Annotated in this window: 8 protein-coding genes; all 8 read left to right on the top strand. The window is 43.6% G+C overall.

Annotated features, from left to right (window positions below):
• Positions 1 to 141: 141 nt before the first annotated feature.
• Positions 142 to 1,206, top strand: coding sequence for a two-component regulator propeller domain-containing protein (locus ID165_RS14165; protein ID WP_192085481.1), 1,065 nt, complete (start codon positions 142 to 144; stop codon positions 1,204 to 1,206).
• An 8-nt stretch (positions 1,207 to 1,214) separates the two neighbouring features.
• A complete protein-coding gene (locus ID165_RS14160) occupies positions 1,215 to 4,211 on the top strand; it encodes a response regulator (protein ID WP_192085480.1) in 2,997 nt (998 codons plus the stop codon).
• A 492-nt stretch (positions 4,212 to 4,703) separates the two neighbouring features.
• A complete protein-coding gene (locus tag ID165_RS14155; RefSeq protein ID WP_192085479.1) occupies positions 4,704 to 7,793 on the top strand; it encodes a TonB-dependent receptor in 3,090 nt (1,029 codons plus the stop codon).
• Between the two features lie 19 nt (positions 7,794 to 7,812).
• Positions 7,813 to 9,543 carry a RagB/SusD family nutrient uptake outer membrane protein gene (locus ID165_RS14150; RefSeq protein ID WP_192085478.1) on the top strand — a complete coding sequence of 577 codons (1,731 nt, stop codon included), beginning with the start codon at positions 7,813 to 7,815 and terminating at the stop codon, positions 9,541 to 9,543.
• Positions 9,544 to 9,606: 63 nt separating this feature from the next.
• Positions 9,607 to 12,483, top strand: coding sequence for a TonB-dependent receptor (locus ID165_RS14145; protein ID WP_192085477.1), 2,877 nt, complete (start codon positions 9,607 to 9,609; stop codon positions 12,481 to 12,483).
• An 11-nt stretch (positions 12,484 to 12,494) separates the two neighbouring features.
• Positions 12,495 to 14,168, top strand: a complete 1,674-nt coding sequence (locus ID165_RS14140) for a RagB/SusD family nutrient uptake outer membrane protein (RefSeq protein WP_192085476.1) — start codon at positions 12,495 to 12,497, stop codon at positions 14,166 to 14,168.
• Between the two features lie 38 nt (positions 14,169 to 14,206).
• On the top strand, positions 14,207 to 15,349 hold the full coding sequence (locus ID165_RS14135) for a glycoside hydrolase family 43 protein (RefSeq protein ID WP_192085475.1): 1,143 nt from the start codon (positions 14,207 to 14,209) through the stop codon (positions 15,347 to 15,349).
• Positions 15,350 to 15,434: 85 nt separating this feature from the next.
• Entirely contained in the window at positions 15,435 to 16,295 is an 861-nt protein-coding gene (locus tag ID165_RS14130) for a family 16 glycosylhydrolase (protein ID WP_192085474.1), read from the top strand.
• Positions 16,296 to 16,419: the final 124 nt, after the last annotated feature.

Here is a 16,419-nt window from a genome sequence, read left to right as displayed (position 1 = left end):
GGATTTCTAGTCATAGAAACCCGACTGAAAGACCAGGCTTTAAAATCAGAATCGGTGTATTCATTATAAGCTTTCTGATTTGTTTTTTGGCAATATTATGCCAACTTGAAAATCTTAGTGCCTATATACGTTCTTGTAACTATGAGTTTGCGTCCTTTTCTTCTTTCTATCTGCTTGCTGGTTTCTAATTTCATCTTTGCTGAAGCAAGAGCGAGTCAAGACTTCAAGGTGAGGTATATTGGTATTGAAATGGGATTGTCAAACAATGCTGTGACCGGTATTTACCAAGACAAGAGGGGCTTTATGTGGATTGGCACCTACGATGGATTAAACAGGTATGATGGATATAATTTTTTTGTATACCGAAACCAACCCAATGATACTACAACACTCGTCAATAATCGCATCGTAAGTATTTATGAAAACGCTGCGGGGATCTGGGTGGGGACCAAGAAAGGATTGAGTGTTTATAACTTTCAATCAGGAGCCTTTGAAAGCAGAACCTTACTTGATCATACACTTGGAAAACAAGTAAAAATCAACTTTAATATCAACCAGATAAAAGGCGATACAGATCGTCTCTTTCTTGCCACCGCAGGAAAAGGGCTGTTGATACAAAAGGACCAACAGCCACTGTTTAACCAGCTACCTCTCAAGATAGACAGTCGATTGATATGGGATTATCATGCCCAGGGTATTGATTTTGACAGGGAAGGAAATCTTTGGGTTTTTGTCCAAGGGTATGGACTTTTTAAGCTCGCCAACCAATCGGACGATCTGGAATTTGTCTCAGCCGTTACCAACAATGCCAACAGTATAATTACAGACAGGCATTCTAGAATTTGGCTGGGGATGGATAGTGGCTTGCTGATGTACTCAGCGGAAAGTAATACGCATAAATTCTTCTCCAGAGAGTTGACCGGACATAAAGTAACGGGTCTGATGTATCTCAAAGAGGAAGATGAAATCTGGGCATCGACAGACGGAAGTGGAGTTTTTATCTATGACAATGAAACAGGGGATTTTTCTTCATTAAAAGAAGGCCCTGAGGAGACGAATATTACGAGCAATTCAGTGTATGCACTCTATCAGGATAATAAAGGAGAAAAATGGATTGGAACCTTGCGGGGAGGAGTCAATGTAGTGGAAAAGGAAAATGTTCAATTTAAAACTATCAGGAAAACCCGGGAGAAAATAGTCTGGTAAGCAATTTTGTGCTTTCGTTCTGCGATTACATCGATGATAAAATATGGATCGGCACAGATGGAGGAGGTTTGAGTCTTTGGGATAGATCTACCAATTCTTTCACCAATTACCGCTATACAGGAGACCCCAATTCCCTGCAAAGTGATTTTGTAACCTCTATACTCAAGGCAGACGATGGAGCTTGGGTAGGAACTTATGGAGGAGGACTCAGCAAGTTTGACGAGAAAACAAAAACATTTAAGAAATACCGCCTTTATCATAAAGACCTTCCCACCCTACAGCAGAATATCTGGGTACTGTTTCGTGATTCTTACCAGCGTGTTTGGGCAGCAACGTCTGATGGAGAAGGGTTATATCTTTACCACCCCCAGAGGGATGAATTTGAATTTGTTGATGCCAAGGTCAACGGCATTTTGTCAATGGCTGAGGATCTTTTTGGGAATATTTGGGTAGGTACGTTTGAGCGGTTGATTAAATTGGATTTGGAGACCTATCAGCATGAAGTATTTGAAATAGGCTATCCGGTCAGATCAATTATATCGGCTTCCAATGATCACATGCTTATCGGCACTGAAAGCGGTGGCTTGTTGGAGTTCAATCCTTCGCTGGGAACATTCAATTCTTTCTCAGAGCGGCAGGGGTTACCGAATAACTCGGTGCTGAATATTTTGAGAGGAAGGGATGAGCAGTATTGGCTCAGTACATACAACGGGATTTCCCGATTTGACTACCGTACCAAAATCTTTACAAATTATTATGATTCTGACGGATTGCAGAGCAACCAGTTTAATTACAACGCAGCACTCAAACTTCCCGGTGGGGAGTTGCTCTTCGGCGGAATCAGGGGATTTAACGTCATCAATCCAGCCATTGTTAAGGCTTCCACATCTTTTCCCGAATTGTTGATCACGGGAATCAAAATAAATAACGAAGCAATTGAAAAGACAGGGAAAACGGCATTTTCACTGGATGCACTTGAGCTTCCATATGATAAATCAATGCTTACTTTCGATTTTGCCGCCTTGGAATATTCACTGCCCGGCAAGATTTTATATGCGTATTTTCTGGAAGGATGGGATAGGGAATGGCAGTACGTAGGGGATTCACGCGTGGCAAATTATTCCAAATTGGAAGATGGAACCTATACGCTCCATATCAAATCCACTAATTCAGACGGAGTCTGGAATACAGATGTTACGTCACTTCCTATTATTATATCACCGCCCTGGTACAGGACAGCTCTTGCGTACTTTCTTTATTTGTTGGGACTGGGGCTGATCATATATGCCGTGATAAGACATCAAAGGAGACAGGCTCGTTTGGATTATGAAATCTGGCTGTCCAAAGACATGGCTCAAAAGGAAAAAGAACTGAATGAGAAGAAACTTACCTTCTTTACCAATATTTCCCATGAATTCAGGTCACCCCTTACACTGATCATCAATCCGCTGAAAGATGCCATTTACGGCAAAGGTCCGGGCTTGGGGAATGGAGAGCTTGAAGTGGTCTATAGAAATTCAAGGAGATTACTCAGTTTGGTCGACCAGCTGCTGTTGTTCAGAAAGACAGAAAGTGAAATAGGAGAACTCAAAATAGTCAAGATAGATTTGGTTTCTGTTGTGAAAGAAGTCTTTGCCTGCTTCGTGCATCATGCCGAAACCAAGAATATTGCTTACCTGCTAGATACCCGAATTGAAGAGGCTTTTATCTATGCTGATCGTCAGAAAATAGAAATTTCTTTATTTAATCTTATCTCCAACGCCTTGAAATTCACCAATGAATTAGATGGGGAGGTTGTGGTGAGACTGTATTCAGACACTGAAGATGAGGTTTGCTTCACAGTCGAAGACAATGGGAGCGGAATACAGCGAAATGAGTTGGATAAGGTTTTTGATTTATTCTATCAATCCCAAAACAATCAGAAGAACCAAAAAAACGGGTTTGGGATAGGCTTGTATTTAGTAAAGCAGTTTATACAGTCGCACAGTGGCCGGGTGACGGCTTCGGTGAAATCCACAGGTGGAACGACTTTTGAAGTGAGATTATTGAAGGGAAGAGCACACCTTCAGCAATTTTTACTCCATGAGGACTTTAGTGAACGCTCCATGTTTCTGGATGAACTGCTGGGCGGACAAGAATTTTCAGTGTCCGGGAATAACCCAAATAAGGAAGTTGACATTCAGGCTACGTTGCTTGATGAGATGAAAAGTGTACTAATAGTCGATGATAATTTGCAAATCAGGCAATACCTAAACGGCATTTTAAAAGATTATTATAAAATAGTGGATGCTGAAAGTGCAGAAGAGGCTCGTCTACAATTGAAATCCCACTTGCCTGACCTGATTATTTCGGATGTAGTCATGCAGGGTGAATCCGGAGTGGACTTCTGCAAATATTTAAAAGACAGTCCAAGCTACCAACACATCCCTGTGATTCTTCTTACAGGAACAAATTCTGAGGAGATTAAACTCATGGGAATCGAGGTTGGGGCGGATGACTATATCACCAAGCCCTTCGACAAAGATTATCTAATCGCAAGAGTAAAAGGTATTCTGAAGCAGCAAAAGAAACTACAGGATCATCTGATGGATGAGGTGACACAAAAAGTTTCCGATTTTAAATTCTCCGAGGAGGATAAGATTTTTCTTGAGCAGCTGGAGTTGTTGATTGAAGAGCATCTCAATGATGATTCATTTACCATCAAATCCTTGGCTGGAGAGATGGCTATGAGCCACTCCCTATTATATAAAAAAATCAAGCATCTGACAGGCAAATCGGTAAATGAGATGATCCGCTTTATCAGACTGAGAAAAGTAGCCACTTTATTGATTACTTCAGATATGCAGGTGAATGAGGCTGCCTTTTTTACAGGCTTCAATGATCTGAAATATTTCAGAAAACAGTTTCAAGTCATGTTCAGGATGAATCCGTCAGATTTTCAGAAGAAATACAAAGGCACTTTTCAGGAGAAAAATTACAACCTGAATGGTTTGATGGATAAATAGCAGAACATATATGAATAGTGAAGAGTAATATTTTTCTATCTCTATAAAGACAATAACAGCCTCTTGCGCATATCTGCTATTCACTCCGTAACAAATTTGACATTACATCGATTAGTTAACTTCTCCTCGGGTTGGCCACTCCGGGTTACTTTGCGCAGATTTTAGAATCTGCGTTAAAAGAACGGATCTCTTTCTCCATTTACTTTAGGAAATAGGGGAAAGAGCTTATTTAACTAAATATTACTTAGATTGTTTGGCGGGGATTGGTGTTTTCCATAGGAAGTTTGTGATAGGCTCTATGTGGGGATAGTATATTTTTATTGCCTCTAGGTTACTGTTTTATTACCCCAAAATGAATTTACCCCTCCCATTGTATGAGTTTGACCCGCTCAAATACCCCTTGAAGTAGCTTATTTGGTTCACTGGTATTCAGGGGTTCGTGGTTGAATACTAGCAGGTTAATAATTCTTCAATAAACCAAATTGACATTAAATGGAAAAATCGTTACACAGGATAAGGAGGTGGTGGCTCACACTCACCCTTTTGGCTTTTTTCTTTCAGGGATTTGTGTACGCTCAGGGAAATCAAGTCAGGGAGATCAAAGGCACAGTTAAAGCAGAAGAGGATGGCATGACGCTACCCGGAGTCAATGTACTGATAAAAGGTACAGGCCGGGGAACAGTTACCGATCTGGACGGGAACTATACGATCACGGCTCCGTCAAGTGATGCTGTATTGGTGTTTTCATTCATAGGTTTTGTTTCTGTGGAAGTAGCTGCCAACAACAGAAGTATAGTAGACGTGAACTTGGTAACAGATACACAATCGTTAGATGAATTTGTTGTAGTCGGCTTTGGAGAGCAGAAGAAAGCGACCATGACCGGCGCTGTTTCCAGTGTCGGAGGGAAAGACCTGATCCAGTCTCCTGTGGCCAATATTAGTAACTCATTGGTGGGTAGGTTGCCGGGTTTGATAGCTGTGCAATCGAGTGGAGAGCCCGGGTTTGACCAGTCCAGTTTGAAAATCAGAGGTATTGCTACCCTTAATACGGGTTCAGAGTCTGATCCTTTGATCTTGGTAGACGGTGTGCAGCGCTCAAGTATCAATCTTATAGATCCCAATGAAATAGAGACGCTGAGCATATTAAAAGATGCCTCCGCTACAGCGGTTTTTGGGGTACGTGGAGCTAATGGGGTAATTCTAATTACCACTAAAACAGGCGAAAAAGGTAAGCCTACAGTAAGTTATACGGCAAATTATGGAGTGCAAAGCCCAAATAGGTTGCCTAAAATGCTGAACAGTTTTGATTATGCATCCTTACACAATGAGGCCAGTATCAATTCCGGTCAAACTCCTTATTTTTCTGATGAATCACTGGAGTTGTACAGAAATGGCTCAGATCCATATTTCCATCCGGATGTGGACTGGTTTGATATGGTATTGAAGGACTATGCAAGCCAGCAGCAGCACAATTTCAATATCAGTGGAGGAGCTGAAAATACGCGCTATTTTATTTCGCTGGGGTATTTTGGGCAAAATGGAGCATATGATGTAGAAGAATTCACGAATGATTACTCTGCCAATCCAAAATACGAACGGTACAATCTACGCTCAAATTTTGACATTGACTTTAATAAGAACTTTTCAGCTTCAGTGAAATTAGGAGCACAATTTGCCGATTCCAACTATCCCGGATTTGGTGCAGGGGAGATATTTTTCAGAATACTGAACTCCAATCCTCTAATGAATCCGGGGATAATTGATGGGAAGTTGATTTCAGGAGTAGAGGGATTGCCATCCAGCTCAGGCAATCCACTCAGTGCAATCGTGAACAATGGCTACCAGAGAAACTTCAACAGTACCCTTAATTCCAATGTTGCGCTGAAACATAAACTGGATTTTGTGACTGAAGGATTGAGTGTGCGGGGCATGGTGGCCTATGATAATTACTACCAGCATGCGGTATATAGAAATAAGCAGAATGAAACCTATCGTATAGTTAAAGACCCCAATGATCCTGCAGTGCCTGTATTTATCAGGGAAGGTTTGGATACACCATTCTCATTCGGAGAGGGCTACCAAAGAAACCGTAAAGTTTACCTGGAAAGCGCAATTGATTACGCTAGATCTTTTGGGGTACATAATGTGACGGGTATGGCGCTTTATATGCAGGAGAGATATACTGCCCCAGGCCAGGAGTATAATGTTCCCCGTGGTTACCAGGGGTTTGTGGGTAGGGTTACTTATAATTATAAGGAGAAGTATCTCACGGAATTCAATATGGGATACAATGGCTCCGAGAACTTTCCTGAAGGAAAACGGTATGGGTTTTTCCCGTCGTTTTCTCTTGGTTGGATCTTGACCGAAGAGCAATTCATGCCTAAAGGTGATATTCTTTCTTTTATGAAAATCCGGGGATCATACGGTGAAGTGGGTAATGACAAAATCGGAGATGCCAGATTCCTGTATTTGCCCTCAGTATTCTATCCTAACAGTGGTGGATATAACTTCGGGAACTACGGGACCAATTACCAATGGTATAGTGGAGCTCAAGAGGGCAGAGTGGGAAACCCGGATGTGACATGGGAGCGTGCGAAGAAATTTAATATCGGTCTTGAAACAGGCTTTTTTGAAGATAAGCTGAGATTCAACGTGGATTATTTCAATGAGAATAGAGATAATATCCTCTGGTATCTGGGAACTGTCCCTGCATTGGTCCAGGCGAATTTGCCGCCGGTAAATATCGGTAAAGTACGTAACCAGGGGTTTGAACTAGAGCTCAACTTCAATAGCAACATAGGTGAGTTTAATTATTGGGCAAAAACCAATTACTCTTTTGCCAAAAACAACATCGATTACATGGATGAGCCTACTAGGGCTTACCCATGGCTGCAGCGCACCGGCAATCCCGTCGGGCAATTTTGGGGATTGGTCAGCGATGGTTTTTATAACACTACTGCCGAGCTGGATGGCGCGCCCTCTTCTGCATTTACTTCTGAGCTTCAGCTGGGTGATATCCGCTACATTGACCAGAATAATGACGGGACCATTGATCAAAATGATGAGATTCCGATTGGATATTCAACTTTTCCCCAAGTGATATATGGACTTTCCATTGGAGGAGATTACAAGGGATTTGATTTCTCTATTCTTTTTCAAGGAGCAGAGAATGTATCCAGCTACATCGGTGAGATGGGAGCATGGGCATTTGATACCGACTGGAGAAATGCTACGGAAAAACATCTGGAAAGATGGACTCCCGAACGCTTTGAAGCGGGATTACCCATTACCTATCCTAGAGTAGAGCTTTCACCCACTTCCGGAAAGCATAACTACCGACCGTCAGACTTCTGGCTACAGGACGCGAGCTATATCCGATTGAAGAATGTGGAAGTGGCTTACCGTTTTCAGCCAGTCATTCTTAGTAGGATTGGGGTGAGCAGCCTTCGTGTATTTGTCAATGGAAACAACCTGCTTACCTGGAGCCAAATGGAGAATTTGGATCCTGAGTCTCCCACGGGACGGGGGGCTTTTTACCCACAGATGCGCGTGTATAATGTAGGTGTAAACGTCCAGTTTTAACCCCAAAATCTAAAATACGATGATAAGATCATATAAATCCCTAACAGTGATAATGTTGGGAATGACCATTCTTTTGACGTCTTGCAACGATGAGTTTCTTGGGAAACCTGAAAGTAATGACGTGACCGTTGAGGATATTTTCTCCGAAAGGGCAACTGCAGAGTCTTTTCTCTGGGAAAGCTATCGAACGAGTATGCCGCTGGGTTTTCCCATAGACTGGGGATCACATAATGGCATGTATGCCTCCATGGTGATGGCAGCCAGTGATGAAGGAGATGTGTACGATACATGGCCTTCATCCAATGACCACAATACGGGTGTTTGGGGGCCTACGGGCAACAGGGAAGATGACTTCGGTTCGCATTATAAGGGAATTCGCAATGCCAATATATTTCTGGAAAACATTGAAATGGTACCGGATATTCCACAGACTGAAAAGGAACAAATGAAAGCGGAAGCAATGGTTTTGAGAGGTTTGCAATACCATGAACTAATGAAGCGTTATGGGGCGATTCCGATTGTGGATAAGGTATTAACTGCCGCAGGAGAGATCATGCTTCCAAGAAACACCTATCAGGAATGTGTGGACTTTATCGTCCAGTCCTGTGATGCGGCAGCGGCTGTGTTGCCGGATACTTATCCATCCAGTTTCAATGGTAGGATCACAAAAGGGGTTGCTTTGGCATTGAAAGCCCGGGTATTGCTTTATGCTGCAAGCCCTCTACACAACACGACTACTCCTTATTTGCCAAGTAATCCGGAATTGACAGGATATGGCAATTACGAAGAAGGAAGATGGCTGGCTGCAGCCGATGCAAGTAAAGCAGTTCTTGACTGGGCAGCAACTTCAGGTGTCAGTCTGGTGAATTCCTCAGCTGATCCGGCAGTAAACTATCAGACCGCAGTGGAAGCCCAAGGAAGTTCCGAGATGTTGCTGTATAATCAGTCCAATGGCTGGTGGGGTGCATATAATCCGATGTTTCAGCAGTTTGCTATGCCCAGAGGTATTTATGGTGGATGGTATGGACATGGCGTGACGTATCAGCATGCACAAATGTACCATACAGCAGATGGCGAAGATCAAGTATGGGGAGATGAAGGACCGAGAAGTGAGTTTCTAGAGAAAATGCAGGCAATGGAGCCTAGATTTCAATACTCGGTATTTTATTCAGGATCAAAGTGGAACGACGAAATCGGTGTCCGCAATTTTTATAAAAACAGCAATGGTTCCTGGTCTGATGGTGCTCCTGTGAACGGGGTAGGATACATGAGAAAATTCCTTGGAAGAGCCAACTGGGGAGGAGGTCAATTTAACTGGATTGTGTTCCGACTGGCTGAGTTTTACCTGAATTACGCAGAGGCACTTAATGAGGTTTCCCCGCTGGATGCCAATGCATTTGCAGCATTGAACGCCATTCGGCAAAGGGGTGGGCTGGCTCCGATATCGTTTACTGATGATAGGTACAATACGCAAGAGAAGTTTCGCGAGGCAATTCGCAGAGAGCGAGCTGTAGAGTTGGCATTTGAGGAGCACCGGTTTTTTGATGTGAGAAGATGGAGGATCGCAGGGGAAGAAGGAGTGATGGCAGGAGAGATGTGGGGATTGAATATCTACCAGTTGGATGACGATCAATACGTCTATCGAAGAGAGCCTTTCGAAACCAGGGTATGGGATGATAAAATGTATCTGTATCCCCTTCCCCAGCAGGAAATAGATAAAGGGTATCTCATTCAAAACCCGGGGTGGTAAAGTTCTTCTGGTTCAGAAGACTACGATTGTTACAATTATGTACTGTACTTAAAATTGCTTCAAATGATCATATCTATAAACTATAAAAACAAGATGTCCAGACTAGTGCGGCAGCTGGCATGCTACGCTATGGGGGTTTTTTGCTTTGCTCAAGTCGCGCAGGCGCAATCACTTATTCCTGCAATAGCAACTGAAAAAACTGCTTCCCAAGATAGTATTAGCAGCCCGACGGTTCTCAACGGTGAACTGATGAATGTTGCTTATGGCCGACAAAGTAAAGAATCAATAACCGGGGCGATCTCCACTACCACCGGAGCGGTCATGGGTAAAACGCTAACCCCATCACTAAGTAATACGCTATTTGGAAGACTGCCGGGGTTGACCGTGATGAGCGGCTCGGGTGAGCCTGGCTTTGATGAGCCAAGCATGCTTATTCGGGGTATGGGTACTTTTAACGATGCCGGCTTCCTGGTGATGGTTGATGGTTTCGAAACTTCATTCGATAACCTGTCTGTGGAGGAAATCGAAAGCGTATCCGTCTTGAAGGATGCAGCTGCAGTGGCTCTGTACGGAATCAGGGGTGCAAACGGAGTCCTTTTGGTGACTACCAAAAGAGGATTTGACGGAGAGACACAGATTCGATTGTCAGCAAGAACAGGCTTTCAGAAACCAACACGCTTACCGGATTTTGTGGATTCCTATCAGTACGGGATGTTATATAATGAAGCCTTGGCAAACGACGGCTTACCGGTGCGCTATTCTCAATCAGATCTGGAAAACTACCGGACAGGAAGTGATCCGTACCTCTATCCAAATGTCAACTGGTACGACGAAGTACTTGCCGACAATGCTCCGATCAGTGATCTCAACCTGACGTTTTCAGGAGGCGGTAAAACGACCCGCTATTTTATCCTACTGGGATATATGCAGAATCAAGGGCTGTATGCCAATACGGATTCTAAGAGAAAAGAGAATTCCAATGCGGATTTTCGCAGAGTAAATTTCCGTTCGAACATAGATGTCGCTATTTCACCGAAAGTAAGTGCATCGCTGGATTTCGGTGGGAGGATAGAGAATAGATCTTACCCGAATTTCAATGGAGCTTCCCTGTGGCAAAATATGGCTATGTATCCTGCAAATGCTTTTCCTGTCACTAACCCGGATGGCTCCTGGGGAGGAAACTCCCTCTATCCGGACAATCCGGTAGCCTCAGTTCTCGGTCGTGGATATACGTCTTCCCATGATCGAAATATAATTACAAACCTGAAACTCTCCGAAGACTTAGGCGATTTGATTCCAGGCCTAAGATTCTCCCAGGCAATCGGTATCAATAATTGGCACAGGGGAAACTACAACAGGGTCCGCTCACTCGCATACTATGAACTAGGTGCAGGAGACTCGGGTAGCGAAGAGCCGTATCTTTATTACCAGCGAGGTCTCGACACAGGATTCAGCGTACAAGAGTGGGGAAATGATCAATGGAACCGGGTAAATATCCAGGCGGCATTGGACTATGTAAAGCAATTAGGTGATCATGGGTTGACAGGAATGCTGATGTATCATCAGGATGTGTTGAATGTGTCGGGAAACAATGTCCCTTACGCCAATCAAAGCCTGATGGGTAGATTTACCTATAACTATCAATCTCGCTTCTTTGCTGAGCTGGGATTTGCCTACAGTGGATCTGAGCGATTCCCAAAAGGAGATCGCTTCGGTTTTTTTCCATCACTTTCCGGTGCTTGGGTGATCAGCCAAGAGGGGTTTTTGAAAAACAACAGCACCATCAACTTCCTCAAAGCCCGTGCCTCCGTAGGGCTTGTGGGTAATGATAGATTTGGAGGAAGTAGATTTGCTTACACCCAGGATTTCTATTATTCCGGTGATTACCGCTTAGGGTTGGACAATGTGTCCAATGGTACCATCAACTACGGACAGCTCGGAAATTCGGATATCTCTTGGGAGAAAGACCTGAAGTTTAACCTGGGACTCGAAGCCACACTCTATGGTAAACTAGCTGTAGTTATGGATTTATTCTACAACAGAAGGTCAAATATGCCTGTGAACACAGACAATATTTTCCCGGGATATATCGGAGTACTACCTCCATATGAGAATATCGGTAAAGTAAATAACAGGGGGTTTGAGTTGGACTTGCGCTACACAGACCATATCGGTTCATTCAATTATTTCGTGGGTGCAAGCGGCTTTTTTGCCAAAAACAAGATTATAGAGATGGGAGAGATGACCCATCCTGAATCTTACATGTACAGAACAGGACATGCGATTGGTCAGCAGTTTGGCTGGGAAGCGGATGGATTTTATTCTCCGGACGATTTTGAGGCAGATGGTGAGCTAAAGCAGGGGATTCCGGTGTCATCATTTGCTGCCGTAAAGCCCGGAGATATCAAGTACATCGATCAAAATGGAGATGGGCTGATCGATCAGAATGATGAGATAGCTATTGGTAATACTTGGCAGCCGGAGTTTACCTATACGTTCAATGTAGGAGCACAGTATAAGGGATTCGATCTGGAATTATTCTTCTACGGCTTAACCAATAGATCTGTAAGCTTAAACGGTGCCTATTTCTGGGGATTACAAAATGATGCAAACCTAAGCACCAATGCACTCAACAGATGGACGCTTGAAAATCAGGAGAATGCAACCTTTCCGAGATTGACCACTTTGCCAAACGAAAATAACTTCAGACCGTCGACTTTCTGGACAACGTCAGGCAGCTTGCTTCGCTTACGGAATATAGAGTTAGGCTACACGATACCCGTCACTTGGACGCAGCAGATCAAAGTGGAGCAGCTACGTGTCTTCGTAAATGCAGTGAATCTTTTCACATGGGACAAAATGGATATGGTGGATGCTGAAGCCTACGGTGGATATCCTCCCTTGAAGTCATGGAATATGGGTGTAAGCGTACAATTTTAATCTAAGGAAAAATGAAAAAATACATCATATTGTTTATCAGCGCGGTAGTTCTTTTTTCTTCTTGTGTGGATGAGTTTCTGGACAGAAGAATGGATACCAACTATACCGGGGAGCAAGTATTTTCCTCTTATACCACTATGCGGAATTTTGGCATCGGGATCTATAGTGATCTACCTCAGGGCTTTGATAGATTCAGTGGAGGCATGTTGGCTGCAGCTACGGATGATGCTGCCCATTCAGGTAGAGACAATAGTATCCAAAAGCTTGGAAATGGAAATTGGGGTGCATTCTCAAATCCTGATGACCAGTGGTCAGCACTCTACGATGGCATCAGAAAGGCAAACCTGTTTTTGGAAAATTCGGTGGATTACCGGGCGATTATTGTGCAGGATACGGTTACTGAACAGGGGAAGCAGTCTTACCTGACCCAAAGTAATGATCTGATGTGGCTAAGAGCTGAGACTCATTTTCTCCGTGCATATTTCTACTTCGAATTGCTCAAAAGGTATGGAGGCGTACCGATCATCAGGGAGATTTTGGATGAGGAGAGTAACTTTGACTACACCCGTAATTCACTTGATGAAGTAATAAGCTATATTGAATCAGAGCTTGAACTGGCCATGCCGGATCTGAGAGATACCTGGTCAGGATTTGACGGGGATCGATTGATCGGGAGGGCTACCAAGGGAGCTGCTCTTGCTTTGAAGTCAAGAGTTTTGCTTTACGCAGCAAGTCCACTAAACAATCCCAACAATGATCAATCCAAGTGGATCAGGGCTGCAGAAGCAGCTTACGATGTGGTAGAGTTAGGTCAGTATAATTTGGTGGACAACTATCGAAACCTTTTTCGGTCTATAACGAATGGGGAAATCATTTTCGGCAGAAACTATCCTGCTTCAAACAGTTTAGAAAGAAATAACTTTCCGATTGGTTTCGCAGGGGCAGTAGGTGGGACTAATCCTAGCCAAAATTTAGTAGATGCTTATGAGACTTTAAGCGGTTTGTCTATCGATGAAGACCCGGCATACGACTCTCAAAATCCTTATGAAAATCGCGATCCAAGATTGCAGATGAGCATTATCACCAATGACTCTGATTATAAAGGGAGAAAAATAGAAACCTTTCGTGGTGGATTTGATGGGTATGGGAAAGCAAGAGCTACAAAGACAGGTTATTATTTGAAGAAGTTTATGGATGAAGGACTAGATTTACTTCAAAACAGATCCAGTGTACATACGTGGATATACTTCCGATACGCTGAAGTCCTGCTAAACTATGCCGAAGCAATGAATGAAGCTTACGGCCCTGATGCTGTTGCTGAGGGGCTTCCGATGTCAGCCAAAGAAGCGCTCAATACGGTACGACAAAGACCTGGTGTCAATATGCCGGAGGTTGAAGCAGCCTCTTCTGAAGAGTTAAGGGCAAAAATCAAGAATGAACGCAGGGTAGAGCTTGCCTTTGAAGAACATAGATTCTGGGATTTGAGACGCTGGAGGGATGCAGGGGAAGTATTATCGCAGCCTTTGAGAATAGCTGTAATCGAGCAAAATGCAGACGAAACTTTTACCTTTTCTTACCAAGATGCTGAAGAACGGATATTCTCGGAACAGATGTATCTCTATCCTATTCCTGCAGTGGAAATCAATAAGGCAGGCGGTAAACTACAGCAAAATCCAAACTGGTAGATTTATGGTGTCATATTTTAAACATTTCAATGATCACAATGAAAACTCTTTTTAGTTTTATTTTAATATTCGGGAGTGCTTGCCACTTTGTCTTGGCCCAATCAGCTTCAGAGAAGCAAGCAGTTATTCGGCCGGGAGAACTCTGGCCGGATTCGGAAGGAGTGCATATCAATGCCCACGGTGGAGGAATTCTTTTTTATGAAGGTGTCTATTATTGGTTTGGCGAGCACAAGACCGCCGGGCGAATGGGAAACCGCGCCATGGTGGGTGTAGGTTGCTACTCTTCCACCGATCTGGTCAACTGGAAAAATGAAGGTGTAGTGCTTACAGTGGATGCAGAAGGTAGCGGTTCCGATATTGAAAAAGGCAGCGTAATAGAACGTCCTAAGGTGATTTTTAATGAGAAGACAGGGAAGTTTGTCATGTGGTTTCACCTAGAACTCAAGTCTCAGGGATATGACGCTGCACGGACGGCTCTTGCGGTGAGCGATTCACCCACCGGGCCTTATGTATTTGAAAAATCCCTTCGCCCTAATCCTAAAACTTGGCCTTTAAACTTCGATAGTTCCTGGAAAGAAAAGACGATTACCGAGCATGCGCTTGAAAGCTGGTCGGACGAATGGAAAAAAGAAGTTGCTGAGGGGTTGTTTATCAGACGTGATTTTGAATCGGGTCAGATGGCCCGGGACATGACCTTGTATGTGGATGAGGATGGAAAAGCCTACCACATTTTTTCTTCTGAGGAAAATCTGACCTTACATATCGCAGAGCTGACTGATGATTACCTGGATTTTACAGGTAAATGGGCGGTGATCGAGCCCGCAGGTCATAATGAAGCTCCGGCAGTGTTTAAGCAGGATGGGAAATATTACCTCATCACCTCAGGATGTACGGGATGGGATCCTAATGCCGCCCGGTCGTTTGCGGCAGATGACTTGTTCGGGCCATGGACAGCTTTGGGAAATCCGGCTTTGGGAGAGGGGGCTGAGCTCACATTTGATTCCCAAAGTACCTTTATTGTGCCTGTACAGGGGAAAAAGGATGCCTTTATTTTTATGGCTGATCGCTGGAGACCCCAAAATGCAATAGATGGTCGCTACGTATGGCTCCCTATAAAGATGAAAGATGGGCGCCCTATTTTGGAATGGATGGAAGAGTGGGATCTGAGTTATTTTGACTAGCCGCCTGCTTACTTATCAATAATAGATGCTGTAAACCTAACAGGTACTGGTCAACACTACACTAGTTTAAAATATCTTTTTATCAATGAAAATTTCCGTTAGTTGCGCACTATTGCTAACTCTTGCAATGGGTAGTTGCGGTTCACTTAAAAAAGAGCGATCAATAACTCCCGATTTGAAGGGATACACCCTACTTTGGGCGGATGAGTTTAATACAGAGGGAATTCCCAATGCTGACTTTTGGTCTCCCGAAACCGGGTTTGTTCGAAACAATGAAATGCAGTGGTATCAACTTGAGAATGCTACTGTTTCGGAAGGCAGCTTAGTGATCGAGGGGAGAAAGGAAAGGCTCAAAAATCCTTCCTATGATCCTGCTGCTAATGACTGGAGAAAAAACCGTGAATTTGCCGAATATACCTCAGCCAGTATCAACACCCGGGGTAAAGTGGAATTCCTGTATGGCGTGGTGGAGGTGCGGGCAAAAATAGATACAGCTAGCGGCATGTGGCCTGCCATCTGGACACTGGGCGTATCAAAACCCTGGCCGGCTAATGGGGAGATTGATATCATGGAGTTCTATAAAGTTGGCGGTAATCCCACAATTTTAGCAAATGCCGCCTGGGCACATCCGGAAAAACGAGCGGCTTGGGATGAGGCGAAAATCCCTTTTGCTGAGTTTCTGGCTAAAGACCCTGAGTGGCCATCAGAATTCCACATTTGGAAGATGGATTGGACAGCTAATTATATTAAGATTTACCTGGATGGAGAATTACTGAATGAAGTGGATCTGACCCAAACAACCAATCCGGATGGATTTAACCCTTTTCATCAGCCCCATTATTTACTGCTTAACCTTGCATTGGGCTCTAATGGAGGAAGCCTAGAACAGACACTTTTTCCAAAACAGTATCAGGTTGATTATGTAAGAGTGTATCAGAAAAATTGACTTGGGCAGAAGAGTTCAATCCGATTTTTTTTCTAAAAAATGAGTTAAAAAATAAGGCAAAACCCTGAAAACAATTTATTTACAGGGTTTTGCATATTCTATTCTTTTCCGATTTACCGACTGG

Origin of the sequence: Algoriphagus sp. Y33 (assembly GCF_014838715.1) — a bacterium.
Taxonomy (GTDB): Bacteria; Bacteroidota; Bacteroidia; order Cytophagales; family Cyclobacteriaceae; genus Algoriphagus.
This window is presented reverse-complemented; position numbering and strand designations above follow the sequence as displayed.